Origin of the sequence: Chitinophaga sp. YR573, from assembly GCF_900110995.1 — a bacterium.
Classification (GTDB): Bacteria; Bacteroidota; Bacteroidia; order Chitinophagales; family Chitinophagaceae; genus Chitinophaga.
The window spans coordinates 1,902,356-1,928,257 of sequence record NZ_FOJF01000001.1 but is presented as its reverse complement, the minus strand read 5'-3'; the positions used below and the strand labels follow the sequence as shown (position 1 = coordinate 1,928,257).

Below are 25,902 nucleotides of genomic sequence, written 5' to 3'. Positions count from 1 at the left end.
ATTATTTTCCCGACTCGAAATGCCACATTTTACGATTGTAGTTAATTTCATAGGAAAATGCCGGTTTTACAATTTACCTTTCATTGGAATATTGCAGGAAGTGATGCTGTACTATATAAAGTTTCGTGTATAAATTAATATGAATACTGGAAAGAGGTGTTCACATTAATCGCCATGGCATCTGAGATTTAGGTCCCTCATAAACGATTGTATCTTCTGTGATGTCATCTATATATGCGAGTTCCTCAATATTCTCAACATAATAATAAATGCTGCTTGAATTACTTTCGGGTATTAATATGTGGTATCCCATACAATGGTTTTAGTAACATAGATTGTCATGTAAACCTACTGATTTTGAAATAATTATAAAGCCTCTACGGTATACATCTTTTGATCTCCGGATAAAAATTCGATTAAGAAATTCCGGTTTAGCAATATAATTTAGGATATAGCAAATTAATAGATCAAATTAGCTGTAAACCTTGAATTTGCCTATATTTAAGGTTTATAAACCCTGAATTTATGTAAATTTAAGGTTTATAAACTTTGTATTTGTCTAAAATAAGAGTGCTCAAATGATTAAAAGAGCTATATACGACCAGATTATAAGCAATCTCTTCAAAGGAAAAGCTATTATCATTACCGGGCCAAGGCAAGTGGGTAAAACCACCTTGCTTCAGGTAATCATGGAACAAGCTGATGGAAAAGTACTTTACCTAAACTGCGATGAGCCAGATATCCGGCCAATGTTGGCCAATGCCAGTTCAACATCTTTGAAAGCGCTGATAGGGGATAATACACTGGTGTTGATAGACGAAGCCCAACGAGTTAAAAATATTGGCCTTACCTTAAAACTCCTCGTAGATAACTTTAAAGATATCCAGGTTATTGCAACAGGATCTTCTGCACTGGAACTGGCCAACGAGATCAATGAACCATTAACTGGTCGCAAACGGGAATATCATTTGTATCCCTTCTCGACTAACGAAATGGTAGCAAATAGCTCCGTTCTGCAGGAAAGCAGGTTGTTAGAGCAGCGAATGATATATGGTTTTTACCCTGATATTGTAAATTCGCCAGCGGATGCTCAAGCAAACTTACTTGAATTAACCAATAATTACCTTTTCAAAGACGTTCTTTCATTGCAGGATGTACGAAAGCCTGCCTTACTCGAAAGATTGTTGGTTGCACTTGCACTTCAGGTAGGCAGTGAAATTTCATATACCGAAATCGGAAAAACCATCGGCACCGACAACAAAACAGTCGATCGGTATATCGAACTGTTGGAAAAATGTTTCGTAGTTTTTCAGGTAGGGGGCTTCAGCCGCAATCTACGCAATGAAATAAAAAAAGGAAAGAAGATCTACTTCTATGATAATGGCATCAGAAATGCACTAATCAAGAATTTTTCACCTCTTGAATTACGGCAGGATGTTGGCTCACTCTTTGAAAACTTTCTGGTCAGCGAAAGGATGAAAGCCAACCATTACACAAACCATTATGTAAATACCTATTTCTGGCGTACCCACCAGCAACAAGAGGTTGATCTAATTGAAGAATCAGGCGGGAAGCTATACGCCTGGGAATTTAAATGGAATGAAAAAACTAAAGCTAAAATCCCGCAAGCATTTATGGATGCCTATCCTGGTAGTATTACAAATATTATGAACAGGACTAACTACATGGAGTTTGTGAATGTATAATTCTTTATATATAGAACAAAGAATGAATTAAATTGTTAGCAATTGAACTAAACCTTAAATTCAAAATAATATGAAAAAGCTATTTGCAGAGTTTTTCGGAACTTTTTGGTTAGTATTTGGAGGATGTGGCAGTGCTGTATTTGCTGCCGGAGTTCCCGATATTGGGATCGGACTTTTGGGAGTGGCATTAGCCTTCGGTCTTACAGTGCTTACAATGGCTTATGCTGTTGGGCATATTTCCGGCGGGCATTTTAATCCGGCAGTATCTTTCGGGTTAATGGTCGGAGGGCGCTTTCCTGCAAAAGATCTGATACCCTATATCATTGCCCAGGTATTAGGTGCAACCGCTGCTGCCGGTATACTTTATCTCATTTTGAACGGAGCAGGTGCTTTTAGCAGGGAAGGAGTAGGGGCATTCGCTACAAACTTTTACGACAGCCCGGGATATAATAACAGAAGTTATAGTTTACTGGCTGCCTTTCTTACGGAAATGACGCTGACAGCATTCTTCCTTATTGTAATTATGGGTGCTACAGACAAGTTTGCCAATGGGAAATTTGCGGGAATTGCAATCGGATTGGCACTTACACTTATCCATCTGATCAGCATTCCAATTACCAATACCTCCGTCAATCCTGCCCGGTCTACCTCTCAGGCTTTATTTGTTGGAGGAATGGCCTTAAAGCAATTATGGTTATTCTGGGTTGCCCCCATCGCAGGCAGTATTATTGGTGGACTCATATACAGAACCCTTTTGCAGAAACAAGATAATGAGAGCTAACCCATTTTATACTATTTAGGAATAGAGTTTAAGCATTCTTGAAAAGTTTATGGGTAATTAAGTACTGATTACACCAACAAATCTTTTAGATAAAAAACTAAATGAGCTGTTTTCCTCTTCAGGGGAAAACAGCTCATTTAGTTTTTATCGTGCCATATACATGCCAGGTAGATGCATCTAACAGTAGATTAAAATGGACAAAACGCCAAAGTGCGGAGCCTTTACTTTGATGAATCCTTAAATTTTGATGTATTGGCTATGAACATCTACTCAGGAACACAACCGTAGCGCCCGGGCTTCCTGCCAGGTCAGCTGTTTCTTGCATTACGCGAATCATTATTTGTTAATCATTAAAATTTGCTAAATGAACATCTTACCTCCCCAGGGCAGCTTCAGTGCTTTGCCTGCAAAAGGGATTTTATGCGTTTTTATGCTCTCAGCGCTTTTACTGAGCGGTTGCAGGAAAACTGCAGTGGAAACAGAGAGAAACGGACTAGCTGCCTCAAACAATCAAACAGCCCTGATAAGTGTTGCCGCCGTAGATCCAACCAGTGGATGGACACAGACGTCTTATACCTATGGCATACAAACCCCCTGGAATCTTTCTCAGTCCAGTCGTTACAGTTATTCCAGCGGAGAACATCATTTCTGGATATACTCAGGTGATGCCTGTCAGTTTGAAGGTTGCACTACCGGGCCCCGTTCAGAATTGCGTATGAATAATAACTATACTTCCGGGAAACACCAGTTTGAAGGGGATGTATACATTGTTTCCGGTTCGGAAGGAACGGATATTATGCAGGTATTCGGAGGAGCAACAAATGCAACGGCTATCATGCTTAAAATTCATCCGGGCAGTGGCGGTACTATAAAAAGATATGATAATGAAACGTTGATGACATCTGCTTATAATAAATGGATACACGTAAATGTACAGCATGATGCTGACAATGGTAAGATCTATGTTTACCTGGATAGGGTACTTAAAGGGACCTATGCCGATCGCGGTGATGCCACACATTACTTCAAATGCGGGGTATATAATATATCCGGATCGAGATCTGAAACCCGTTGGAAAAATGTAAAATACTGGAAAAACGGACCTGTGGGGCAATAATCAGCAATATTGTAATGGCGCTTGCAATCTGATCTATATGCAGGGAGAGAGACCGGTTCTCTCCCTGTTTTAACAAACGTAATAGCAAGAAATGGATTGCGGTTATTCAGGCTTTCGTTTAAGTTTGCAATATTTATAGACGGTTAACAGATGCCTGATAAGCTATAGAATTGAAAAAGCTATCAGTTTTTTAACAGATAACAACAAATTTCACCTCATCTTTTCAAGTTCAGAAATTTATTTGTGTAGTTAAATAGCTACACTTATATTTGTAGTCAAATAGCTACACAATGAATTTAAGAAGAGATGTATTCCAGGCTATAGCAGACCCTACAAGAAGGGCAATACTTCTATTGGTAGCCTCACAATCCATGACAGCAGGTGCCATCGCGGCAAACTTTGACACTGCCAGACCGACCGTTTCAAAACATCTGCAAATACTCACTGAGTGCGAATTGCTTAAACAAGAGCAAAACGGCAGGGAGATTCATTACCATATTAATGCAAAAAAAATGAAAGAGGTAGCCGATTTCATTGAACCATTCCGCCAAATGTGGGAAGACCGGTTCAACAAATTAGAGACAATAATGAAAAAATATAAAAACAAATAACATGGAACAAAAAACAAAAATTAATGCCGAAAACGGCAAACAGGAATTAGTGATTACAAGGGAGTTTGATTTGCCATTGGAACTACTCTTTAAAGCTTATGTAGAGCCCGAAATTGTTGAGCAGTGGATGGGTACAAAAGTGCTGAAACTTGAAAATAAAAAGCACGGCAGTTGGCAATTTGAAACAAGTGATGCTAAAGGAAATGTAGTATTTAAGGCCAATGGAGTCATCCATGAGTTTGTTCCCAACGAGAGAATCACTCGGACATTTGAAATGGAGAATACACCTTTTGCCGCCCAGCTTGAGTTCTTCGAATTTGAACAACTTACTGACGACACCAGCAAACTCACTATGCATATAGTATATAAGTCAGTTGCACTCAGAGACCAAATGGTACAAATGGGTTTTGCTCCAGGCTTAAATATGGCACATAACCGGTTGCAAAACATTGTAAACAAATTAAAATAGGACATTATGAGAAATAAAATTATCTATTGGATTGCTACTCTCTGGCTTGCATTAGGAATGGTATCAACCGGAATAGTACAGTTATTAAAAGTGAAACAGGAAGTAGATTTTACTGCAAATTTGGGTTATCCCGCCTATTTTCTGACAATACTGGGTGTCTGGAAAATTCTGGGAGCTGCCGCCGTGCTTATTCCTAAATTTGGCTTACTAAAGGAATGGGCTTATGCAGGCTTTTTCTTTGCGATGTCGGGAGCTGCATTTTCACATATAGCATCGGGTACCGTTAATGTAATATTCCCCTCGTTGTTATTATTAACCCTGACAGTGATATCCTGGTATTTCAGACCTGCAGATAGAAAAGTTATTTCAGTTAATCTTAATAAATGATATCATGAATCCTAAAGCTGATTTTTATTTTAGTAAGACTGAAAAGTGGGAGAAAGAACTGGCGCAATTGAGAAAAATCGTTCTTGACTGTGGGCTGAGCGAAGAATTGAAGTGGGGTGTTCCCTGTTACACCTTTCAGGAAAGTAACATCGTTTTAATACATGTGTTTAAAGAATACTGTGCGCTTTTGTTTTTCAAAGGCGCCTTATTAAATGATGCCAATGGTATTCTGGTCCAGCAAACGAAGGATGTGCAGGCGGCACGCCAGATCCGGTTCACCGATGTGAAGGAAATAGTGAAGATGAAGCCTATCCTGAAAGCCTATATTTATGAAGCCATCGAAGTGGAAAAGGCCGGTTTGAAAGTGAATTTTAAAAAGGTTACAGAATTTACTATGCCTGAAGAATTTCAAAATAAATTAGATAAAAACCCTGCCTTGAAAACTGCTTTTGATGCATTAACACCAGGACGGCAAAGAGGATACCTTCTTTATTTTGCTGCACCCAAACAATCCAAAACCCGGGAGTCCAGAGTTGAAAAGTATATGCAGCAAATTCTCAATGGAAAAGGATTAGATGATTAGTATATTGCCCTATCTGTCATAAAGATTATTTCCTCTGTTTACATCAGGATAAACCTGGCCTGGATCAATAACGACTTTGGAAACAACTTCGCCTTTGTTGGCAGCAAAGGTATATGAAGTACTGTTTTCCCATATCTCTACAGGGAAAGACCGCCTCTCATGCAAACCATTGGCATAAGTTATATCTACAATAAGTGGCATTGCCGCTTTATCAATATTCTCAATGGTTATGAGCGTTTTATTCTTTGCGGTAGTTTCAACTTTTGCAATCTTTTGATCCAATCTGAAGTTTTCCAGAAACATAGATTTCCAGAACCATGTCAGGTCTTCGCCTGTTGAAGCATTCATGCTTCTGAAAAAATCCCAGGGAGTAGGGTGTTTATATGCCCAGTCACGGATATATTTTCTGAAAGCATAATCAAAGCGATCTGCACCAAGGATCTCATTGCGTAGCAGCGCCAGTAAATAAGCTACTTTCTGATACTGGATAGGATATACCTGATTACCAGGTATTACATCAGGACGGGTTAAAATAGGTACTATGCTATCCGCAAAAAGTGCGGTGACCGGCATATCAATTTCAGCATAACCAATGAATTCTCCTTTATTAAATTCTTTGGTTGCCATATTATCTATAAAAAGATTAAAGCCTTCATCCATCCATGCATACTTGCGCTCATTGCTGCCAACGACCATAGGAAACCAGGTATGACCTAATTCATGATTGACTACCGCCCAATACATGTTACCTGTATCTTTGGCTGAACAAAATACCATGCCGGGGTATTCCATACCATCCAGGTTAGAAGCAACATTCACAGCTTTATTAAATGGATAAGGAAACCATTTTTGAGAAAAATACTGCAATGTAAACCTGATGTATTCAGAAGATCTTGACCAGCTGTTACGTTTCTCAGATTCAACAGGATATAAAGAACTGCCTGTAACAGGTTTTCCATCACCCAGCTGGAAATTCAACACTTCCCATATGAATGATTTGGAAGCTGTCCATGCAAAATCCCTTGTACGGTCCATCCTGAACTTCCAGGTGCATGTGGGCTTTGTGGGTCTGGAAGAAGCATCTGATACTTCTTTTGCAGATCTGATAAACACCGGGTTAGTACTTTCCTTAGCGGATTGCCATCGCTTCATCTGAACAGGGGTTAAAACTTCCTCCGGATTCATCAAATCGCCGGAAGCTTCTACCAGGTAAGAAGAAGGTAATGTTATGTTCACCTGAAAATTGCCAAAGTCAAGATAAAATTCTCCATTGCCAAGATATGGTAACGTGTTCCAGCCTTCTACATCATCTAATACGCACATCCTCGGATACCATTGCGCCACAGCATAAATATTACCATTCTTAGATGGCAGGATATCTGTCCTGTTCACCTGAAAATCAGCATTCTTATAATTGACAGGGAAGAGATAATTATATTTTATACGGAAGGTTAATTTCTGTCCTTTTTTTAGAGGTTCAGACAGGGACAATTTCATCCTTGTATCGAATACATCGTAAGTGATGTTACTATTGTCAGTAAGTTTTACTTCCTCAATTTCAAATCCACCATCCTTTACCTGTTCATCAGGATTCTTGTATTGAAACAATCCTGACAATATTCCCCTGGAATTACTCTTATAAACATTCTGCTCCAATTGCAGCCATAAAGAAGAAAGTGCCTGCGGACTATTATTAGTATAAGTAATCGTTACAATCCCCTTAATCAGGTTTTGCTGATCATCGAGCGTTACATCTATTACATAATCCGACTGGTTTTGCCAGTATGCGGGGCCCGGTTCTCCGGTAGCTGTACGGTATTCATTACCAGGGGGTAAAAGCGGCAGTGCAGGAAACAATAGGGAAGGATTATACCTGGATTGACCAAATGATGTATGACAGGTAAAACCCAGGATAATAGTGATTGCAATTTTTATAAAACGCCTGCTGCGGGAAAATATATCCATATTGCCAATTGGTTAAGAATACAGGTAAACTACTATAATTTTCTGGCAAAAAGAAGATCAAAGGAGACCAATTGCCTCAATTTAGTCCATATTCGACTACAACAATAGTCGATTAGACTACAACCGTTTCTTAGTTGTTGCGCAACTTTACAACAACAAAAGAAATAGGAAAATGAAAATTATACTTACAGGTTCGTTAGGACATATCGGTCAGCCACTGGCTAAAGAATTAGTACAAAAAGGGCATATGGTTACAGTGATCAGCAGCAAACCCGAAAGACAAAAAGACATTGAAGCATTGGGAGCTACCGCTGCTATCGGCACACTGGAAGACGCTGATTTTCTTACAGCCACATTTACCGGGGCAGATGCTGTGTATACAATGGTGCCGCCTCCCAACTTCTTCAATCCTGATTTTGATCTGATGGAGCATTGCGTTGGAATCGGTAATAACTTTGTCAAAGCCATCGAAAAATCCGGGGTTAAGCGGGTAGTTCACCTCAGCAGTATTGGTGCTCATTTAGAGAAGAACTCTGGTCTCATTCTTCTGCATCATGTTTTAGAAGATATCCTGAACAATCTTTCCGATGTTGCCATCACATTTATGCGTCCTACTGCTTTCTATTACAATTTATTCGGCTTTTTAGCCGGGATAAAAAACACAGGTATGATAACATCAAACTATGGTGCTGAGGATAAAGTAGTATGGGTTTCTCCGATAGATATTGCTGCCGCCATTGCTGAAGAAATAGTAACACCGCTTGTTGGCAGAAAAGTACGATATGTGGCAAGTGAGGAACTTACGGGTAATGAAGTTGCGGGTATTTTAGGTGCTGCTATTGGCAAGCCGGATTTAAAATGGATCGTTATTTCTAACGAACAATTGCAAAGTGGTTTAATAGCAGGCGGAATGTCTGTAAGTATGGCCGCTGGTTTTGTCGAGATGAATGCAAGCATGCATAGCGGGGAATTATTTGAGGATTATTACCGGAACAGACCTGTGATGGGTACCGTAAAGTTGACGGCGTTTGCGAAGGAATTTGCTGCCGCCTTTAAACAAAATTGATTATATTGTTATATGGCAAACACCCAACTTCAGCGGATTAAGACCATAAGTGAATATCATCAGATTATGGGGCTTCCTAAGCCGGAGCATCCGTTAATCAGTGTGCTGAATTTTGAATCCATTAAGGGGTTTCCTTTCGAATCAATCAGTTTAGTCTTTGATTTTTATTCGATTTCACTTAAAAGGAATTTTAATGCCAGAATGAAATACGGTCAGCAGGAATATGATTTTGATGAAGGGATCATGTTTTTTATTTCACCTGGTCAGGTTTTTGGTATTGAGATAGAGAAAGGTGCAGCATTAACTCATTCGGGATGGTTATTACTGATCCATCCCGATTTTTTGTGGAATACACCTTTGGCTAAAAAGATAAAGCAATATGAATACTTTAACTATTCAGTAAATGAAGCCTTGTATCTTTCAGAAAAAGAAGAAACAACGATTACAGGCATGATGCATAACATGGAACAGGAATATCGTTCCAATATTGACAAATTCAGTCAGGATATTATTATTGCTCAAATTGAATTATTGCTTACTTATTCGGAAAGATTTTATGATCGTCAGTTCATCACAAGGAAAATAGCCAACCATAAAATTCTGCATCGTCTGGAAGAAATTCTGATGGAATATTTCAACAGCGATACCTTAATGAAAAAAGGATTGCCGACTGTTCAGTATATTGCAGAGGCATTGAACATATCTCCCGGTTATTTAAGTGGATCGCTTAAAGCATTAACAGGTAAGAGTACCCAGCAACATATACATGATTTCCTGATAGAAAAGGCAAAGGAGAAACTATCTACCACTGGTTTATCCGTAAGTGAAATTGCCTATGAATTAGGGTTTGAGCATTCACAGTCTTTCAGCAAGTTATTTAAGACAAAAACCAATCTTTCTCCTTTGGAATTCCGGCATTCTTTTAATTGAAATTAAATGTCGAAATTTATTGTTTATAATCCGCCGAATTAATAATATGAAAATACTTATCCTTACTATCTTCTTTAGTCTTTGTATCTATCCGTCATTTGCCAGCGTTTATTATGTAGCCGGTAATGGCAATGATACTAACACAGGTACTATCAGTCAGCCGTTTCTGACTATACAAAGAGCCCAGAGTACCATAGTTGCCGGAGACACTGTTTATATTCGTGGTGGTAACTATACTATGACAGATGCACAGATAGCTAAGTACACTGGTATATGGGCATATGTCACATTGCTTGATAAAAGCGGTAGTGCCGGAAAGCGTATTAACTACTGGGCTTACCCCGGAGAGAAACCAGTGTTTGACTATTCCACTATTAAACCTGCAGGTTACAGAATCAATGCTTTTCAGGTGACAGGCTCCTGGATACATATCAGGGGACTGGAAGTAACAGGTGTACAGGTAACGATTACTACTCATACCCAGAGCGAATGTTTTGAAAACCAGGGCAGCAACAATATTTATGAAATGCTAAGTATGCATGATGGAAAAGCTATCGGGTTTTATCTAAATAAAGGAGGGAATAACCTGATCTTAAACTGTGATGCTTATAATAACTGGGATAATGTTTCTGAGAATCAGAAGGGTGGTAATACTGATGGTTTTGGCTGCCATCCTTCCCAATATGGAGTAGGTTATGTAAACAATGTTTTCAGAGGTTGCAGGGCATGGTTTAATAGTGATGATGGATATGATTGTATCAATGCATTAGAGGCCGTTACATTTGAAAACTGCTGGTCGTTTTATAATGGCTATTCCACTTCCTTTGGAAGTCTGGGAGATGGTAATGGATTTAAAGCAGGTGGATATGGCGTTTCTGCTACACCTAAAGCACCGCCGGTTATACCCCGCAACAATATCAGGTTTTGTTTGAGTGTACGGAATAAAGCCAATGGTTTTTATTCCAATCATCATCTGGGAGGAAGTAACTGGTTAAATAATACTGCGTATAATAATGCAGTGAATTATAACATGCTTAACAGAAGTGCAGATTATACTGCGGATGTTTCCGGTTATGGTCATAATCTGAAAAATAACCTGGGCTATGGCGCGAGAAGCGCAGAATATAGTAATATAGATTTTGATGCCTGCAATGCAGATAGCAATTATTTTAATCTGCCTGTGACTGTTACTGAAGCCGACTTCTTAAGTGTAAATCAAAGTTTATTGACTGCACCCAGAGAAGCGGATGGTAGTTTACCCGTGAATAATTTTATGCGTCTTGCTCCGGGTAGTGATCTGCTTGATAAAGGAATGGATATTGGCTATCCATTTAAAGGTGCTGCACCTGACCTTGGCTGCTTTGAATAATTTAGAATGCTTCATTCAGGCCAAGAAAGAATCCTTTGGCGCCATATTTCCCCCAGGCATAATCCAGACAGAGGTTGGTGCGTGTATTCTTATTGAAGAGTACACGTAAACCCGCACCGCCTCCAGGCTGCCATACCTGGAATAGTTTTGTACCTGATTCGTCATTGGCGGTTTGCATATGAAAGAAGGCAACACCACTGAGGAACTTATTCCTTAATATGGGAAAGCGGTATTCCACTTCGGCATCATTGTATTTTGTGCCTTTAAAATAACCAGTGGTATATCCTCTTCCACTGTGGAATCCAGCATCTTTAGCCGTACCCGGTAGTTCCAGGTAGGGGATATTCCCACTCAGCAGATAAGAGCCCCAGTTCCAGAAGGCTAACACATGTTCCGGATTACGGCGGGAAAGACTAAAGTACTTCCTGAAATCAGTAGTGAATTGTAAAGCCCCTTTTGTACTTCCCATCCAGGTTTGGTTTACACGAAAGCCTGCATCAGCATAAATTCCTTTATACGCACGGTTCTGGTTATCACGAGTGGTATATTGGGCGTTGAAAAAAAGGCCGTTCGCCATGTAGTGGGTCCTGTTAAACCCGTGTCTGTCGCTGTAAATATTATAAGGGGTTAAGTTGCTTGTATCCTTGCTGTGAAGGTCTCTTCTTATATCAAAAGATACTCCCACTCCCACAAAGAGATTTTTTTGTACTTCCTTATATACTTTTTCTCTAATGTTATAATATTGACCATAGAGGGCACGGCCCTTTCTACCTGGGTTGGCTAATATTTTATCTTCTTCACTGCCATTGGAAGGCTGGGCTATCCCTAGTCCGAAATCGGGTGTGACGGTCTTTGCGGCTACTATATTACCCTGAAGGTTCCACTTATTGCCGGGCGTGTAAATATTATGATTGACGTAGAAATAAATGATCCCCTTGGTAGTAATAGATGCTGATGTAGCTGCTACAGACATCAATGTGTTGGGATCGTTACCCAGTTTCCTGCCTGCTACGGCTTTAATGCCTATCTGAGACCCGATACTCGGGTTGGATGCTATATTAGGAATGACAACAATCCCTGAAGGCTTCTTAGTCCGCTGGCGGGGAGCTCTGTTTGGGTAAAAAACACTTTTGATCAGATTGGCAATGTCGTACTGCCGGGAAAGATCTTCTGTCTTGATATGCGTATTGGGTAAAGAGTCCACGTTCAGAGAATCTGCATGAACGGGTGTCTGGGCATATGCATACTTATGTATGCCCATCATGAGGAAGAGTAACAGACAAAATATTTTGCGGCACTGGCCTTGCGCACTTTTATAATGTAGCAATGGGTTATTTATATTGTTCTTTACATCAACCTACAAATTTTAAACCAGCATTGTTTGTGCCCTTTATCCACCTGTCATTCAGAAAGGTGAATAAAGGGCTTTATACCTTTTGTTAGGTGTTTACGTGGTTAACTGTATATTGAAATGCAGCTTTATTTCCTCACTAACTACAACGCCGCCAGTTTCCATCAGCAGATTCCAGACCAGCCCAAAATCTTTACGGTTGATTTTTCCATCTACCTCAAAGCCCGCCCTGGTTTCTCCGAAGCGTCCTTTGCCAACGCCGGTTAATTCAGCGTTTAATGTAACGGGCTGGGTTATGTCGTTAATAGTAAGGTTGCCGGAAAGGGTATCATTATTATATGTACCCTTAAAAGTAATATGAGGATATTTTTCAGTATTGAAGAAATCGGCGGATTTAAGATGAGTGTCCCTGTCCGGTTGATTGGTATCGATACTGTTTGTGTGAATGGTAAAATTGATAACTGCGTCACTAAAGTCTTCATGCTCACTTACTACATCTCCTTCAAATTGTTTAAAAGTCCCGGTAACGTTAAACATGCCCAGGTGTTTTACTTTAAACTGAATATCAGAATGCGCCGGATCAATTATCCATTTTGTTGCTGTTGTCATAGCCATAATTGTGATGTTAATAACTATCACAAAACTACACCAGCGCTGGCTATTGGACGTTGAACCAGGATAATATAAAACAGGAAAGATCTTGAACCAGGTTAAGATTTTATTGTTGTTGCAGCTTTTTTCGGGTTTTACTCAGAAATTCCGGCGTGATGCCAAGATAGGATGCAATATGTTTTTGAGATACATGCTGTTCCATACCCGGAAATCTTTCACGGAAGGAAAGATAACGGCTTTCTGCTGTAGCGGAGTAATTCTCGATAATGCGGAACTGTAGCCGCATCAATGCATTGTGAAAGAGGATACGGAAATAACGTTCGAATTTTGGATACTTATCCAGTAGCTGGTCCTGGGCTGCTTTGGGAAAGAGTAATACTTCTCCTGCACTTAACGCCCGTGTTGAATAAATAGTAGGCTTGTTCTCTGATAAGCTGTACAGATCGCCTGACCACCAGCCTGTTGAGGCAAACTGGATGACATGATCAAAACCATCCTTGTCTGTATAATAGGTCATCACATAACCTGCATTCATGAAAATCATATACCGGGCTGGTTCTCCGCTTTCCACAATTAATTCTCCCTGTTTTATTGTTTTGGAGATCAGGGAAGAACTCAAAGCTCTGACTTCCTCTTCATTTAATGTAACGTATGAATTTATGTGTGATACAATGACGTCTATATTCATTGAGTAAATATAATATTTTCTCATAAGCCTCCTCAGAGCCTATTTATTTCCTGTTCCAAAGCGGATCAGCTTTCAACACTTTTTTATAAACACTACAACTTGCTGCATGCGCACCTGGCAAATAACCAGCACTCATCAAAAACTCATTCACTATTTCTCCTCCTGTAAACCGGAAAGTTTTTTTGAACAACTTCACCCATTCGGCTTTTGTTTTAGGATGATGCAATTCCAGCCACTTTTCAAATGAGCCATGTTCCTTTTGTAATTGAAGAATAGTTTTAGCGTTTTCTATAGCGGCATTGATCTTCAGCCGGTTTCTGATAATACCGGGATCTGCGATCAGTCGCTCTCTGTCTGCCTCTGTATAAGCTGCCACCTTTTTAATATTAAAGTTGTGGTACGCTTTTCTAAACGTAGCTTCTTTCTTCAGGATGATTTCCCAGCTAAGACCTGCCTGGTTAATTTCCAATACCAGCCGGCAAAATAATTCGTTATCATCATGAATAGGAAAACCATACTGATGATCGTGATATGGTTTATGTATAGCCTTTTTATCTTCAGACATATACTCGATTACACTGCAATAAGACATATCGTAAGTTAAAAGAATTTCTGAATTAAAGTTACATATTGTTTTACAAAGGTCTATGAATGTTGTAGTCAAAATGAAAAATCCGGTGGCGTAAGGGTAGGATACAATTTGAATTGTCTTTGATGTACCAGCAGACAATCATGTTGTATGAAAAGACAGGAAACAGGTAACAGCATACTGTTATTGCAGTATGTAGCATTCGGGATTTTACTTTACGGGTTTAAATTATGGGTGATACATAATTACGGGAATGCTACACCACATTGGGACCAATGGGATGGAGAGGCCGCTAATTTATATAAACCATTTACAGATGGAACGCTGGAGTTTAAAGCATTGTTTTCTCCGCATAATGAACATAGAATCTTTACTACCAGGCTACTGGCGCTGGCATTACTGAAGATAAATGTTCTCTGGAATCCTTTATTACAGATGATTGTAAATGCAGTATTGCATATCACTGCAATCATATTAAATATACACCTGTTGCTAAAGGTGACAGGGAAAAAGTATCAGCCGTTACTGCTCATTTTTTCATTCATCCTGTTTTTTGTTCCTTATGCCTGGGAAAATACACTGGGGGGATTTCAGTCGCAGTTTTATTTCGTATTGATTTTTAGCATAGGTACTTTATGGTATACACTGGCAAATGAACCATTCTCTAAAAAATGGTGGATCGGTATTGTTTGTGCAATACTGGCATTCTTTTCACTGGCATCAGGAGTTTTTGCTATTAGCGCTGCAGCCATAGTCAGTATCATATTTTATATAACAGGACTGAGGAAGTCCTGGAAACAATTACTGGCTATCGCTATCCTGCTTGTATTACTGGTAACAGGAATGCTCTTAACGCCTGTTCTGCCCGATCATGCCTCTCTTAAAGCTGCTTCTGTAGCACAGTTTTATAGTGCCTTAGTGAATACGCTTAGCTGGCCTCTGGTTTCCGGTTTTTCATCCGCATTAATCCGCAACATACCTGCATTACTTTTTTCAATTATCCTCTTGTGGAAACGTCCTCCTGTAAATGACGGGAAATGGATTTTACTGGGCCTTATTGCATGGTCTGTGGGACAGTCGATGAGTATTGCCTATGGCCGGGCAGCTTCAAGCCTAAGCTCCCGTTACCTGGATCTGTTTGCCATGTGTATACTGATAAACTTCGCCTGCCTGATATCCCTTTTAAAAGATCAGTTAGAGAAAAGGAATGGACTGGCATATGCAGGATTGATCGGCTGGCTGGCATTCTTCTTTATCGGGTTGAAATTGATTAATAATGATACACTGTCCGGAGCGTTGAACGCCAAACATGCGCAGGGCTTAGAACAGGAAAAGAATGTAAGAAACTTTGTGACGACAGGTAATCCATCTAGTCTCAAACACAAGCTTCCTTATGATATTCCTTATCCTGATCCGGAACGCCTGGGAATGATACTCAACTGGCCTGAGATCAGAAATATTTTGCCCACCAATATAAGGCCAGATGCCCCCGCGGGCAGACTGGATGCTTTTACCAACTGGATACTGGCTCACTATTATTTATTTATGATAACCGGACTGGCAGGTACATTATTTATCACAGTATACCATGTCAGGAATTTAAAACGTCAATAAAGTGCATACAATCCTTATTACAGGCGGAGCTGGTTTTGTAGGCTCTAATCTGGCCATACTATTGAAAGAGAAATACCCATCCTATTCCATATTGTGTATGGATAATTTAAAAAGGCGGGGTTCTGAACTGAATCTGATCAGGTTACGGGGGCATGGTATCACATTTATTCATGGCGATATCCGGCAGAAAAATGATTTCGATCAGATTATAACACCTGTCAGTTGTGTGATTGACGCTGCTGCAGAACCTTCCGTATTAGCCGGACTGGATGGCAACACAGATTATCTGATTGAAACGAATCTGAATGGTACTGTACATGCGCTTAACCTGGCGTTGAAACATAAAGCAAATTTCATCTTCCTCTCTACAAGTCGTGTGTATCCTATAAAAACTATTGAAGAGATTATCACAACAGAGAATGATACAAGATTTGATATAGCAGCCTCGCAACAGATTAAAGGTGTAAGTGCAGCAGGTATTTCAGAAGACTTCCCTTTACGGGGATCAAGGTCTTTATATGGCGCTACAAAACTGGCCTCAGAATTAATGGTAGAAGAATATCATGAGATGTTTGGATTGAATACCGTCATTAACAGGTGTGGTGTAATAACAGGCCCTCATCAGATGGGTAAGATAGATCAGGGAGTAGTGGTATTGTGGATGGCAAGACATTTCTGGAAGAACAAACTATCCTATGTAGGATATGGCGGAACTGGAAAACAGTTGAGGGATATGATCCACATCAAAGATCTCTTCTCTTTAATTGATCTGCAGATACACCAGGAGAAAAAGTTTGCCGGTCATACTTTCAACATTGGAGGTACAAACAAAGTAAGTGCTTCATTACAGGAGCTTACAACATTATGTCATCAGATTACAGGTAATAAAATCCTGATTGATGCTATACCTGAAACGAGGAAGGCAGATATCAGATTATATATTTCTGACTGCCATAAAATTCAAACGTTGTCTCAATGGGAACCCATGATATCTGTTGAAGAAATATTACAGGATATCTTTTTATGGATCAAAGACAATGAGAAACAACTAAAACCTATACTTAACTAATATCTATGAGTGTTGCTATTATCACAGGATCGGCAGGATTGATCGGAAGTGAATCAGTGAGGTTTTTTGCCTCAAAATTTGATACGATTATTGGCATTGATAATAATATGCGGGAGTATTTCTTTGGTAAAGAAAGTTCTACCCGCTGGAATAGAAGCAGGCTGGAAATGGAGATCCCTAATTATAAACATTACAATGCAGATATCAGGGATTACAACGCACTGGAAGAGATCTTTAAGGAATACAATACAGATATTGACCTGATCATTCATAGTGCTGCTCAACCAAGTCATGACTGGGCTGCAAGAGAGCCGCTTACTGATTTTCAGATTAATGCTACTGGTACCTTAAACCTACTGGAACTCACCCGTCAATATAATCAGAAGGCGGTATTTATTTTCACATCTACCAATAAGGTATATGGAGATAATCCTAATTTTTTACCACTGGCAGAACAGGAAACACGCTGGGAAATAGAAGAAAATCATCCTTATTTTAAAGATGGTATAGATGAAAAGATCAGTCTGGATAACACGAAACATTCTGTATTCGGCGCTTCAAAAGCAGCAGCTGATATTATGGTACAGGAATATGGAAAATATTTTCAGATGAATACAGGGGTATTCAGAGGGGGATGTTTGACCGGCCCTAATCACAGCGGTGCGCAGCTGCATGGTTTCCTGGCTTATCTGATGAAGTGTGCGATCACTCAAACGCCTTATACAGTGCTGGGTTATAAAGGAAAGCAGGTGAGGGATAACATCCATAGCTGGGATCTTGTGAACATGTTCTGGCATTTTTATCAGCAGCCTAAGCAGGGAGAGGTGTATAATGCAGGTGGGGGTAGATTCAGTAACTGTTCTATGCTGGAAGGAATTAATTATTGTGAGCAGATTACGGGTAATAAAATGAATTATACCTATAGTGAAACAAACAGGATAGGAGATCATATCTGGTACATCAGTGATATGACTAAATTCAAAAAGGACTATCCTGAATGGAGCTGGAAGTATAACCTGGAAGATATATTGTCACAGATGTTTATCGAAATAAAAAACCGCTTATGAAATTATCAGTTGTAATTCCGGCATATAATGAAGAAGGGAGTATTTATCAAACGGTTACCTCTTTATACAAAACTTTATGGGAAGAAAATATAGCGCATGAAATTGTAGTGATCAATGATAATTCGAAAGATGATACACTCGAAATACTGTCTAATATAAAAAGCCTGGTCCCAACGCTTGTGTTTTACACGAATTATGGGCCTAATGGATTTGGGTATGCGGTACGTTATGGTCTTGATAATTATACGGGAGATTATGTGGCGATTATGATGGCGGATTTAAGTGATGATCCTGCTGACCTGGTCAGGTTCTACCGGAAGATGCAGGAGGGGAATTATGATTGTGTTTTTGGTAACCGGTGGGGGAAAGGGGGAGAGGTGATCGATTACCCTCAGCCAAAGAAATTCTTAAACAGGTTTGTAAACCGCCTGATAAGCTGGAGTATTGGCCTCAGATATACGGACCTGACCAATGCCTTTAAATTATATAAGAGGGAAACAATAGATGGATTAAGGCCATTCCTGTCGCCGCATTTTAACCTGACACTGGAATTGCCCCTGAAGGCGATTGTAAGGAATTACTCCTATACTTATCTGCCTAACTCCTGGCGAAACAGGAAATCCGGAACATCCAAGCTGAAAATAAAAGAGATGGGTAGCCGGTACTTCTTTATCTATTTGTACTGTATGATTGAGAAATTCTTTTCAAGAGGGGATTTTAAGAAGAGAGTAGTGCATATCAGACAAAAGAATGGGCGTTTCCCTGTGGAAGAAGGGTCGATATTAAACTGAAAATAAATTTGCCCTGACGTAAGGGTACCGCTTTCGCAGAATTGTCTACTTTTGGGCATAAATACCAGACGCGGAACATTGGAACGGGAAAGCGAGTTGATAAATGATCATCATTTACTTGAACAATATTTTCATGAATATTTTGAAGTATTGCATCGGTATGCCTATACCCTATTGAAAGATAATGATGATGCGAAAGATGTGGTGCAGTCGGTATTTACGCAATTATGGCAAAAAAGAGAAGCCCTTACTATCAGACAATCCGCCCGTGCCTATTTATATGCAGCTACGCATAATCACTGTCTGAACAGGATCAAGAGCGAAAAAATACGGCAGAATCACCACAGCCGTTTTACAGCAAATGAAGACTATACTACTACCGGTGAACAGGAACAGCTGACATTAAAGGATTTGAAAAAAGAGGTATTGTCCGCTATGGACGCCATTCCCGAAAAATGTCGTGAAATATTTTATAAGAGCAGATTTGAGGAAAAATCCTACCAGGAGATAGCGAAAGAGTTAGGCATATCGGTTAAGACAGTGGAAGCACAAATGGGTAAAGCATTACGCATTTTACGGACTACCCTGTCCGGTAAGACCTACTGGTTGATCATATGTTGTCATTTATTCACCGAAATCAATAAACTCCCGCATTCTTTATGGTAAACAGAGCTTTAAATATGATAGAGATGGATGCGTTGTTATCAAAGTATTTTTCCGGGGAAGCTACTCCGGAAGAAGCGATGATTATTGACGACTGGCGGATGAGTAAGGAAGAAAATGAAAGGGAGTTTAGTGCTTTATGGAATGCGTGGAATGCTACTTCAGCAAAACCGCACCAACAACCTGATGTACCGGCTGCATGGCAGCAAATGCAACCCCTTGCACCCAGGCAAAAAGTGAAAAGAATTTCCCGGTTTACATGGATAGCGGCAGCTGGCTTATTGTTCTGCATAGCTGTTGCCGCCGCATTATTATTTCAAAAAGAAGACCTTAAAACAGTTGCTACAACGAATAATAAAACTGAAAAAGTAATATTACCCGATAGCTCTGTAGCTATTGTCGGAGCAGGTAGCAGCCTTAGTTATTCCACATCATTTACGGGGAAAGAGCGGAATGTTATTTTAAAGGGTGAAGCATTCTTTGATGTACGGCCGGTAGCCGGCAAACCTTTTATAGTAAAAGCGGGGCTTGCTAAAATTAAAGTGTTAGGAACGTCCTTTACTGTTGCAGATACAGGTTCAGTTATTACAACAAGGGTATACAGCGGAAAGGTGATCATGTATAATGATAAGGAAAGTCTCACTATCCTCAGTGAACAAACCGGATCTTTCCGGAAAGACAATCAGCATTTTTCTTTAGTCCCTTTCGTTTTTCATTTTGAAGATGAGGATATGAAAAGTGTGGCTGCATCTTTAGCAAAAGCTTATCATAAGAAAATATTTTTCAAAGATCCTGAAATTGCATCACTCAGGATTTCCAGCAATTTTGATAATAAATCATTGGACTATATACTGCAGGTAATTGCAAGTACCTTAAATGTCAATTATACTTATTCAAACGAGGATGAAATTTATTTTGAAAAGAATTAACCTACTTCTGTGCTGTATCATATTATCATCTCAGTTAACCGGAAAGCTATATGCTCAACAGTATTATCGTGCGATTGTTAAAATTTCCCGGAGCCCTGTTGATATAACGAACCTGGCCAGGACTATTGCTACACAAACAGGATTGGAGTATTCTTTAAATATGCAAAATGCTTCTCTGAAGAAGATGATTACACTGAGGAGAGGTACCTGGCAGTTGTCAGATATATTAAAAGAGGTACGGCAACAGGCAGGCTTAAATTATAAGATTATAGGAGATCATATTTTATTTATGGACTACGAGCCTGGAGGGAATAAAAGTGATGCAAAAACGGTTGTTAAGTATGATCCTCCCGTGGCAAAAAAGGAGAAAAACACAACGGCTTCACTTGTTGTGATAAAGAAAAAGGGCAATTCTCCCATTATATCGACACCTAAAGTGGGCGTCCATTCTGTAAAGAGTAATACAAATAAAACAGCAAAGACTTCCGGAACAACGAACAATAATCAGATTGAGCAGGGATTAATGTCTACCACAGAGGAGCGTGCAGGGCCGATGTTTGATTTACCTAACCATCCGATATGGACAAATGCTACTAATATGAAAGCTTCGTTATTACTACAGCAGTTACCAGGGAAAGATCTTTTCGCATCACTTAAAAAGAGTAGCATTTCTCTGCCAAAAGATAATACCAGCAGCCCTGTGAAAAAAGAAAAAGCGGAGTGGCATAAAGTATTTGTCAAAGCGGGATTTAGCGCTGACGAGATATTATATATGAATGCATCCCTGATGGCGGGAATAAAATATGTGTATGGTATCGTTTCTTACGGGACTACTTTTACAGGAGGCCGTTTTCGCTTTGGGCTGGGTGTGCCCATTAAATTAAATGAGGAACAGCAGCTGCATTTTAATGCAACGGCAGGCATACAGGTTAAAAGCAGATTAGCCGATTCATTACCGATAAGCACTGCTGTTCACGAAAACCTGTACCGTTATGGCGTTGCATGGTCTAAAAAATATAATGAGCGCTGGACATTACAGGTGCAGGTACATTATAATGTACTGAAAAGGACGTCTGATACAAGCCATCCTATATCAAATTACAACCATTTCTATTACGCTAACCCACCTTATGCGCTGTCCAAAGGAGCCAGTACCCGTACTGATACGAGAACATGGATAGGTGCGCAGGTAGCTATATATTACACACTGTTTTAAAAAAAGGCAGAAAGTAAATTACTTTACTTTCTGCTTATAAGACGGGTGAGCCATATTAAAATCACAGCACCTACAACAGCAACAAACAGGGAGCCTATGATGCCATAGCCTATATGAATGCCCAGTTTTCCAAATAGCCATCCACCGAACCATCCTCCTGCAATCCCTAACAGGATATCCACGATTATTCCATATCCATTACCTCTCATTATTTGCCCTGCGAGCCAGCCGGCAACAGCGCCAATTATCAATGTTAAAATCATATACTGTTTTATTTTTATTCAATATACAACTTTTGCCTCAGCCCGCTCACTTTAAGTTAAAATGTTATCCTATAAATTTTAGCATCTGAGGCCGGTACCGTCACATTCAAACTACCACTCACAGTACTTGTAACACCTGTAAATAATTCTTTTACGGCAGTATAGTTAACGGTTGGGTTAAGACCGATTCTTGCCATGTTTATAGTGTATGTTTTAGCAGCCGAACCATAATTGACAATGGCCAGGTATTGATAATTGCCTATGGTGGTTGTGAATAATTCATTAGGTTGATCGCCGGTATTCCCTTCTACAGGCTGGAAAGCTTTTCCATTACCGTTCTTTGAAATATTCAGCAGGTCCTGGTTTTGCAACAGGGATTGTGCAGTGGTAGTCCATGTACCGGTAGTGGAATAATCATCACCAGTGATCAGTGTTCCTGTAACAATGCCGGAAATCATTCTTGCCCGGTTTTCAGCCAGCGGTTCTGTACCGAAAACAAGGTGATCTGCATCTATATAATTATAGATGTTCTTTTGCCACCATCCATAGGTAGTACTATTGAGTGTATATCCTGTTTCGCTGATATCCTTATAGGCATCACACGCAATACGGCGCATGTTTACGTATCTGGCGGTAGCCAGGTTAGGGCTGATGGCGGCATAGGTCAGCATGGTGCCACCCAGTTGATCTGTCACATATTCCATCCCTTTTCTGAAGGCTTCCATGCCTGTATGAATGGTGTTATCATAATAGCTGTCTGCTTCCAGTGAGGCATGTGCCAGGAAATCGAGTTTGATCATTTCGAAACCACAGGCTTTGAATTTACCGATGAGGTATGCGATTCTGCCTTTTGTGGCAGGGTGGGTAGGGTCCATGGCCCTGGCGCCATCAAGGTCTACCGGGGAGCCGTTTACCTTTGTCCAGCAGCTTTGATACTGGTAAGAGGTGCCTTCTACTGTGCCGCCGGCATTTTTGCCCCAGTCAACAAATGGAGCCCAGTATATGCCCGCCTTAAAACCTTTGCTTTTACAATAGTTTACGAAAGTGGTGAGCTGACTGAAATCGCCTGTCCAGCCGCCGGAAGTAAGGTTGTCCCAGTAGGAATCGAGGTCGATGTACAGGGTATTATCACTGTTTCTGAAGGTAGTGCAGTTGTTGGCAAAGAAGTCAACAACAGATGTCGCTTTTGCAAGTGTAAGGTTCGACTGGACTGCCCCCCAGCTATTCCAGCCAAAGGGAGTGCCATGTGTCCAGGTAGAATTATACCGTGGTTCGGCGAGGGCGGTAGCGCTGCCATAAGTTTCGAAAGCATTTCTCCAGTCGCTTTCATAGTCTACGAATATCTTAGGTGATTTACAGCTGGTACCGCCTACGTTTACCCAGCCGTGTCCACGTCCGTCGCGGGTAACGGTAGCGCTGGTGAAGCCACCGAAGACTGTCAAGCCAGTGCCGTTGCCGGTAACAGTCACGCCTGTTTTCCAGGTAGTATGTTCTACGGAGCCTACTATCAGGCCATTCCTGGAGGTATTGTCATAGAGACCGGCTACTTCCGCACCGGTGAAGTTGGCGGAAGCCATTGGCAATGCATTGTACCTTACCCAGGCATCATTATCAAAAGGAACGTTTAACGCTCTCATATCTCCGCCGGCAGGTAATGTGACCTTTGTGGTGGTTAATGGTGACATACGGTAGCAGTTGGAGCCGTTGCCGTTCAGCAATACTTCGGTGAAGAAATAGTCTTTTCCGCTGTAGGTATAAAATACCTGCTGCATTTGCAACAATCCGCTGCCATTCATTGTGATGATATGTTTAGTACCGTTGCCGAACGCATCTGTAATACTTGCAGATGAATAAGAGCGACTGGTATATCCTGTGTAGCTGGAATAGGTAGCATCGGAGTTACAGACAGCATAGGCATCTTTAATGAGCTGTTTATTACCGAAAGACACATTGTATGTACCAGTACTGAGGTTATAAAAGATGGTATTACCGGAGCCAAAGTTGATGGTCACACTTTGCTGTAATTTAACCTTGTCGATATTAGGTCCGTAACCTCCCTGGCCATTATCCAGCCTGATGGTGTTATTGCCTGCATTCAGCATCAGATCTATAGTGGTGCTGTCTACGGTAGTCCAGCCGCCGGAAGCAGCACAGTTTATACCGGTGTAGGCGCCATTGTTTGGTGTGACGAAGATCGTACGTGGGTCGGCGGTGCAATAATATATGGTAAGGGTGTAGTTGCCGGCAACCCTAACATTTACGGGAATGGTGACCATCCCATTCGTAGGGCCGCCTAAGTAACCGACCTGACTGCTGCCGGAACAACCGCTACAGCTTTGTATGTTGGCGCCACCGGAAAGTGTACCGGATTCGGCTTCATATGTCTGTGGAAAGGCCGTGGAAATAAATAACAGGCAGATAAAGGTAAAAAGTGTGTTTTTCATATTTCATGTTATTGGTGAGGGATAGGTAGCTTTTCAGGTTTTCAAATATAATGATTTGGAAGTTCTGCCCATTTCAACAGCGATCACAACTGCTATGCCTGATGTATAACATAACATGTCTGTCCAGGAGAAGCTGGTACCAAATATAATGCAGGCTAATCTTGAATGCTGGAGGCCCAGCAAAACAATTAAACGGAAATATTGTAATATCTCTACAACGTATGCAAATAGCAATACGGCAATGGCTGTAGGTACAATCGGTGTGTTTAAGAATGTTTTAACCATGCAGTAAATAAGTATTACTACCAGAAAATCTCCACCATAGGGTCTTATGATGTTATCGTGAAGGTATCGTGCAATCAGTATTTCTGTTATGAACAGCAGTATTGTCAGGATAAAATAGTTCTTGTGAAAGCTCATGAGTAAAGTACTTTGAAATACAAAGTAAATAATATTATTCTGCATTTACAAATGGTGTGAAAATATAGGTCTTATAATAGATCCTATATAATAATCTTCTAAAAATAAGGGCATTTTATTAATCGTTTATCAAGGTTTAAGATCCGTTAACATTCTATAGAGTTTCTGTTAACAGGTTTTGTTAAGAAAACCCTATAATTTTAGGACGTTGAATAAAATATAGGGCTCTTTTATATAAACCACTCATAAACAGGTCTCTCGGAAAGAAATTTCCCTGAAGGATGTAAATGGAAAACAGAAACAGGATTTACAACAGATCCAATTGTAGTACTATACCGAAAAATGCAGAGGAACTTTTAAGATTGTACCTATCGCCGTGGCTAGAGTCGAAGTAACTTTTATTAATCCAATAATGGGGACTATAATTAATAATGATTAATCAGCCAGAACAGTAACCGTCTTTTCATAACAGATCAGGATTAGAACAATTTCAATTCATCAATATATAATCTGCCGGCATTAGCTCTGCCGGACGGAAAGGGAAATTTCATGCTTATTCAAAACACGTTACTCGACAGTAAAAACTTTTAATAGCCAAAATCAACTTGAATATGAAGATTTACAAATCAACCAAATTTAGCGTGGTTATCCTGCTGACTCTAATGGTTGCAATTTTCATGGGATGCTCTAAAAAGAAAGAGCGTGTCTATGAACTACTGCCACCCGATCCGGAAATGGAAAAAGATCTTACCGAACTGGTAGTTAGTCTTACCGTTAGTATTGAAAACAACGGAGGATCAACTGCAAATGAAGGATCTCCAAGATTGATCGATGGTGATCTTGATTCTAAATTCCTGATCCAGTCATTTGACCCGTCTTTCACCATCCAGGAAGAATATGATTCCGCTTATAGAATAGATGCCTACACACTCACTTCCGCCAATGATGCGGATGGCCGTGACCCTAAAGACTGGACTATTCAAGGTTCTAACGATCAGACAGCCTGGACGATTCTGGACACACAAACAGCACAGATGTTTGACGCAAGAAAGAAAACAGTGCGCTACGAGTTCACAAATGCAAACAAGTACAAATACTACCGTTTTGCCATCACTGCGTTGAAAGGAGGTACCAGTGGACTTTTCCAGCTGGCTGAATGGCGTATGATCAGAAGACCGCAGCAATAAATATAACAACCTAAC

The 25,902-nt window shown here is 40.2% G+C and carries 26 protein-coding genes; 18 read left to right on the top strand and 8 right to left on the bottom strand.

Annotated elements, in window-relative coordinates; genetic code table 11:
- Positions 1 to 578: 578 nt before the first annotated feature.
- From BMW86_RS08110 to BMW86_RS08080, 7 genes are all read left to right on the top strand, one after another.
- Positions 579 to 1,706: an ATP-binding protein gene (locus tag BMW86_RS08110; protein WP_089780705.1), complete on the top strand. Its 1,128-nt coding sequence runs from the start codon at positions 579 to 581 to the stop codon at positions 1,704 to 1,706.
- Between the two features lie 70 nt (positions 1,707 to 1,776).
- The gene (gene aqpZ / locus BMW86_RS08105; protein ID WP_089780703.1) at positions 1,777 to 2,487 is read left to right on the top strand and encodes an aquaporin Z; all 711 of its coding nucleotides are present in this window, start codon (positions 1,777 to 1,779) and stop codon (positions 2,485 to 2,487) included.
- A gap of 364 nt (positions 2,488 to 2,851) precedes the next feature.
- Entirely contained in the window at positions 2,852 to 3,604 is a 753-nt protein-coding gene (locus BMW86_RS08100; protein ID WP_089780701.1) for a polysaccharide lyase family 7 protein, read from the top strand.
- Positions 3,605 to 3,894: 290 nt separating this feature from the next.
- The gene (locus BMW86_RS08095; protein ID WP_089780699.1) at positions 3,895 to 4,215 is read left to right on the top strand and encodes an ArsR/SmtB family transcription factor; all 321 of its coding nucleotides are present in this window, start codon (positions 3,895 to 3,897) and stop codon (positions 4,213 to 4,215) included.
- A 1-nt stretch (position 4,216) separates the two neighbouring features.
- On the top strand, positions 4,217 to 4,684 hold the full coding sequence (locus BMW86_RS08090) for an SRPBCC family protein (protein ID WP_089780697.1): 468 nt from the start codon (positions 4,217 to 4,219) through the stop codon (positions 4,682 to 4,684).
- A gap of 6 nt (positions 4,685 to 4,690) precedes the next feature.
- Positions 4,691 to 5,071 (top strand): DoxX family protein, encoded by a 381-nt coding sequence (locus BMW86_RS08085; protein WP_089780695.1) that lies wholly within the window; start codon positions 4,691 to 4,693, stop codon positions 5,069 to 5,071.
- A gap of 4 nt (positions 5,072 to 5,075) precedes the next feature.
- Positions 5,076 to 5,654: a YdeI/OmpD-associated family protein gene (locus BMW86_RS08080; protein WP_089780693.1), complete on the top strand. Its 579-nt coding sequence runs from the start codon at positions 5,076 to 5,078 to the stop codon at positions 5,652 to 5,654.
- A 9-nt stretch (positions 5,655 to 5,663) separates the two neighbouring features.
- On the opposite strand, the gene BMW86_RS08075 is transcribed toward BMW86_RS08080, so the two are convergent.
- Positions 5,664 to 7,619 (bottom strand): M1 family metallopeptidase, encoded by a 1,956-nt coding sequence (locus BMW86_RS08075; protein WP_089780690.1) that lies wholly within the window; start codon positions 7,617 to 7,619, stop codon positions 5,664 to 5,666.
- Positions 7,620 to 7,791: 172 nt separating this feature from the next.
- Between BMW86_RS08075 and BMW86_RS08070 the strand changes: the two genes are divergently transcribed.
- The 3 genes from BMW86_RS08070 to BMW86_RS08060 are packed head-to-tail and all read left to right on the top strand — an operon-like array spanning position 7,792 to position 10,984.
- Entirely contained in the window at positions 7,792 to 8,685 is an 894-nt protein-coding gene (locus BMW86_RS08070; RefSeq protein WP_089780687.1) for an NmrA family NAD(P)-binding protein, read from the top strand.
- Between the two features lie 12 nt (positions 8,686 to 8,697).
- Positions 8,698 to 9,615, top strand: a complete 918-nt coding sequence (locus tag BMW86_RS08065) for a helix-turn-helix domain-containing protein (protein ID WP_089780685.1) — start codon at positions 8,698 to 8,700, stop codon at positions 9,613 to 9,615.
- Between the two features lie 46 nt (positions 9,616 to 9,661).
- Positions 9,662 to 10,984: a right-handed parallel beta-helix repeat-containing protein gene (locus BMW86_RS08060; protein ID WP_089780682.1), complete on the top strand. Its 1,323-nt coding sequence runs from the start codon at positions 9,662 to 9,664 to the stop codon at positions 10,982 to 10,984.
- Between the two features lies 1 nt (position 10,985).
- On the opposite strand, the gene BMW86_RS08055 is transcribed toward BMW86_RS08060, so the two are convergent.
- From BMW86_RS08055 to BMW86_RS08040, 4 genes are all read right to left on the bottom strand, one after another.
- Positions 10,986 to 12,248: a BamA/TamA family outer membrane protein gene (locus BMW86_RS08055; RefSeq protein WP_089780681.1), complete on the bottom strand. Its 1,263-nt coding sequence runs from the start codon at positions 12,246 to 12,248 to the stop codon at positions 10,986 to 10,988.
- Between the two features lie 183 nt (positions 12,249 to 12,431).
- Positions 12,432 to 12,950 carry a YceI family protein gene (locus BMW86_RS08050; protein ID WP_255372869.1) on the bottom strand — a complete coding sequence of 173 codons (519 nt, stop codon included), beginning with the start codon at positions 12,948 to 12,950 and terminating at the stop codon, positions 12,432 to 12,434.
- A gap of 103 nt (positions 12,951 to 13,053) precedes the next feature.
- Positions 13,054 to 13,635: a Crp/Fnr family transcriptional regulator gene (locus BMW86_RS08045; protein ID WP_177189194.1), complete on the bottom strand. Its 582-nt coding sequence runs from the start codon at positions 13,633 to 13,635 to the stop codon at positions 13,054 to 13,056.
- Positions 13,636 to 13,678: 43 nt separating this feature from the next.
- Positions 13,679 to 14,200 (bottom strand): DNA-3-methyladenine glycosylase I, encoded by a 522-nt coding sequence (locus tag BMW86_RS08040; RefSeq protein WP_255372868.1) that lies wholly within the window; start codon positions 14,198 to 14,200, stop codon positions 13,679 to 13,681.
- 174 nt (positions 14,201 to 14,374) lie between these two features.
- Here BMW86_RS08040 and BMW86_RS08035 point away from each other — a divergent pair, with 174 nt between their 5' ends.
- The 7 genes from BMW86_RS08035 to BMW86_RS08005 all read left to right on the top strand — a co-directional run bounded on the left by BMW86_RS08035 (position 14,375) and on the right by BMW86_RS08005 (position 21,573).
- Complete coding sequence (locus BMW86_RS08035) at positions 14,375 to 15,838, top strand: hypothetical protein (RefSeq protein ID WP_089780675.1); 1,464 nt, start codon at positions 14,375 to 14,377, stop codon at positions 15,836 to 15,838.
- A 1-nt stretch (position 15,839) separates the two neighbouring features.
- Positions 15,840 to 16,907: an NAD-dependent epimerase/dehydratase family protein gene (locus BMW86_RS08030; protein WP_089780673.1), complete on the top strand. Its 1,068-nt coding sequence runs from the start codon at positions 15,840 to 15,842 to the stop codon at positions 16,905 to 16,907.
- Positions 16,908 to 16,912: 5 nt separating this feature from the next.
- Positions 16,913 to 17,974 (top strand): NAD-dependent epimerase/dehydratase family protein, encoded by a 1,062-nt coding sequence (locus BMW86_RS08025; RefSeq protein WP_089780671.1) that lies wholly within the window; start codon positions 16,913 to 16,915, stop codon positions 17,972 to 17,974.
- Positions 17,971 to 18,765: a glycosyltransferase family 2 protein gene (locus tag BMW86_RS08020; RefSeq protein WP_089780669.1), complete on the top strand. Its 795-nt coding sequence runs from the start codon at positions 17,971 to 17,973 to the stop codon at positions 18,763 to 18,765. Before BMW86_RS08025 ends, BMW86_RS08020 begins: the two co-directional genes overlap by 4 nt.
- Before the next feature lie 51 nt (positions 18,766 to 18,816).
- Positions 18,817 to 19,431 (top strand): RNA polymerase sigma-70 factor, encoded by a 615-nt coding sequence (locus BMW86_RS08015; RefSeq protein ID WP_177189193.1) that lies wholly within the window; start codon positions 18,817 to 18,819, stop codon positions 19,429 to 19,431.
- Complete coding sequence (locus BMW86_RS08010; RefSeq protein WP_089780665.1) at positions 19,425 to 20,357, top strand: FecR family protein; 933 nt, start codon at positions 19,425 to 19,427, stop codon at positions 20,355 to 20,357. The genes BMW86_RS08015 and BMW86_RS08010 overlap by 7 nt, the downstream gene beginning before the upstream one ends.
- Positions 20,358 to 20,517: 160 nt before the next feature.
- Positions 20,518 to 21,573 carry a hypothetical protein gene (locus BMW86_RS08005; RefSeq protein ID WP_143056521.1) on the top strand — a complete coding sequence of 352 codons (1,056 nt, stop codon included), beginning with the start codon at positions 20,518 to 20,520 and terminating at the stop codon, positions 21,571 to 21,573.
- Between the two features lie 23 nt (positions 21,574 to 21,596).
- On the opposite strand, the gene BMW86_RS08000 is transcribed toward BMW86_RS08005, so the two are convergent.
- Genes BMW86_RS08000 through BMW86_RS07990 form a run of 3 tightly spaced genes read right to left on the bottom strand, consistent with a single transcriptional unit; the run spans position 21,597 to position 24,700 of the window.
- Positions 21,597 to 21,836, bottom strand: a complete 240-nt coding sequence (locus BMW86_RS08000; RefSeq protein ID WP_218149129.1) for a GlsB/YeaQ/YmgE family stress response membrane protein — start codon at positions 21,834 to 21,836, stop codon at positions 21,597 to 21,599.
- 56 nt (positions 21,837 to 21,892) lie between these two features.
- Positions 21,893 to 24,280, bottom strand: coding sequence for a CBM35 domain-containing protein (locus tag BMW86_RS07995; RefSeq protein WP_089780659.1), 2,388 nt, complete (start codon positions 24,278 to 24,280; stop codon positions 21,893 to 21,895).
- A 33-nt stretch (positions 24,281 to 24,313) separates the two neighbouring features.
- Positions 24,314 to 24,700: a ribosomal maturation YjgA family protein gene (locus BMW86_RS07990; protein WP_089783596.1), complete on the bottom strand. Its 387-nt coding sequence runs from the start codon at positions 24,698 to 24,700 to the stop codon at positions 24,314 to 24,316.
- Between the two features lie 611 nt (positions 24,701 to 25,311).
- On the opposite strand from BMW86_RS07990, the gene BMW86_RS07985 reads away from it, so the two are divergent.
- Positions 25,312 to 25,887, top strand: coding sequence for a discoidin domain-containing protein (locus tag BMW86_RS07985; RefSeq protein ID WP_089780657.1), 576 nt, complete (start codon positions 25,312 to 25,314; stop codon positions 25,885 to 25,887).
- Positions 25,888 to 25,902 lie beyond the last annotated feature (15 nt).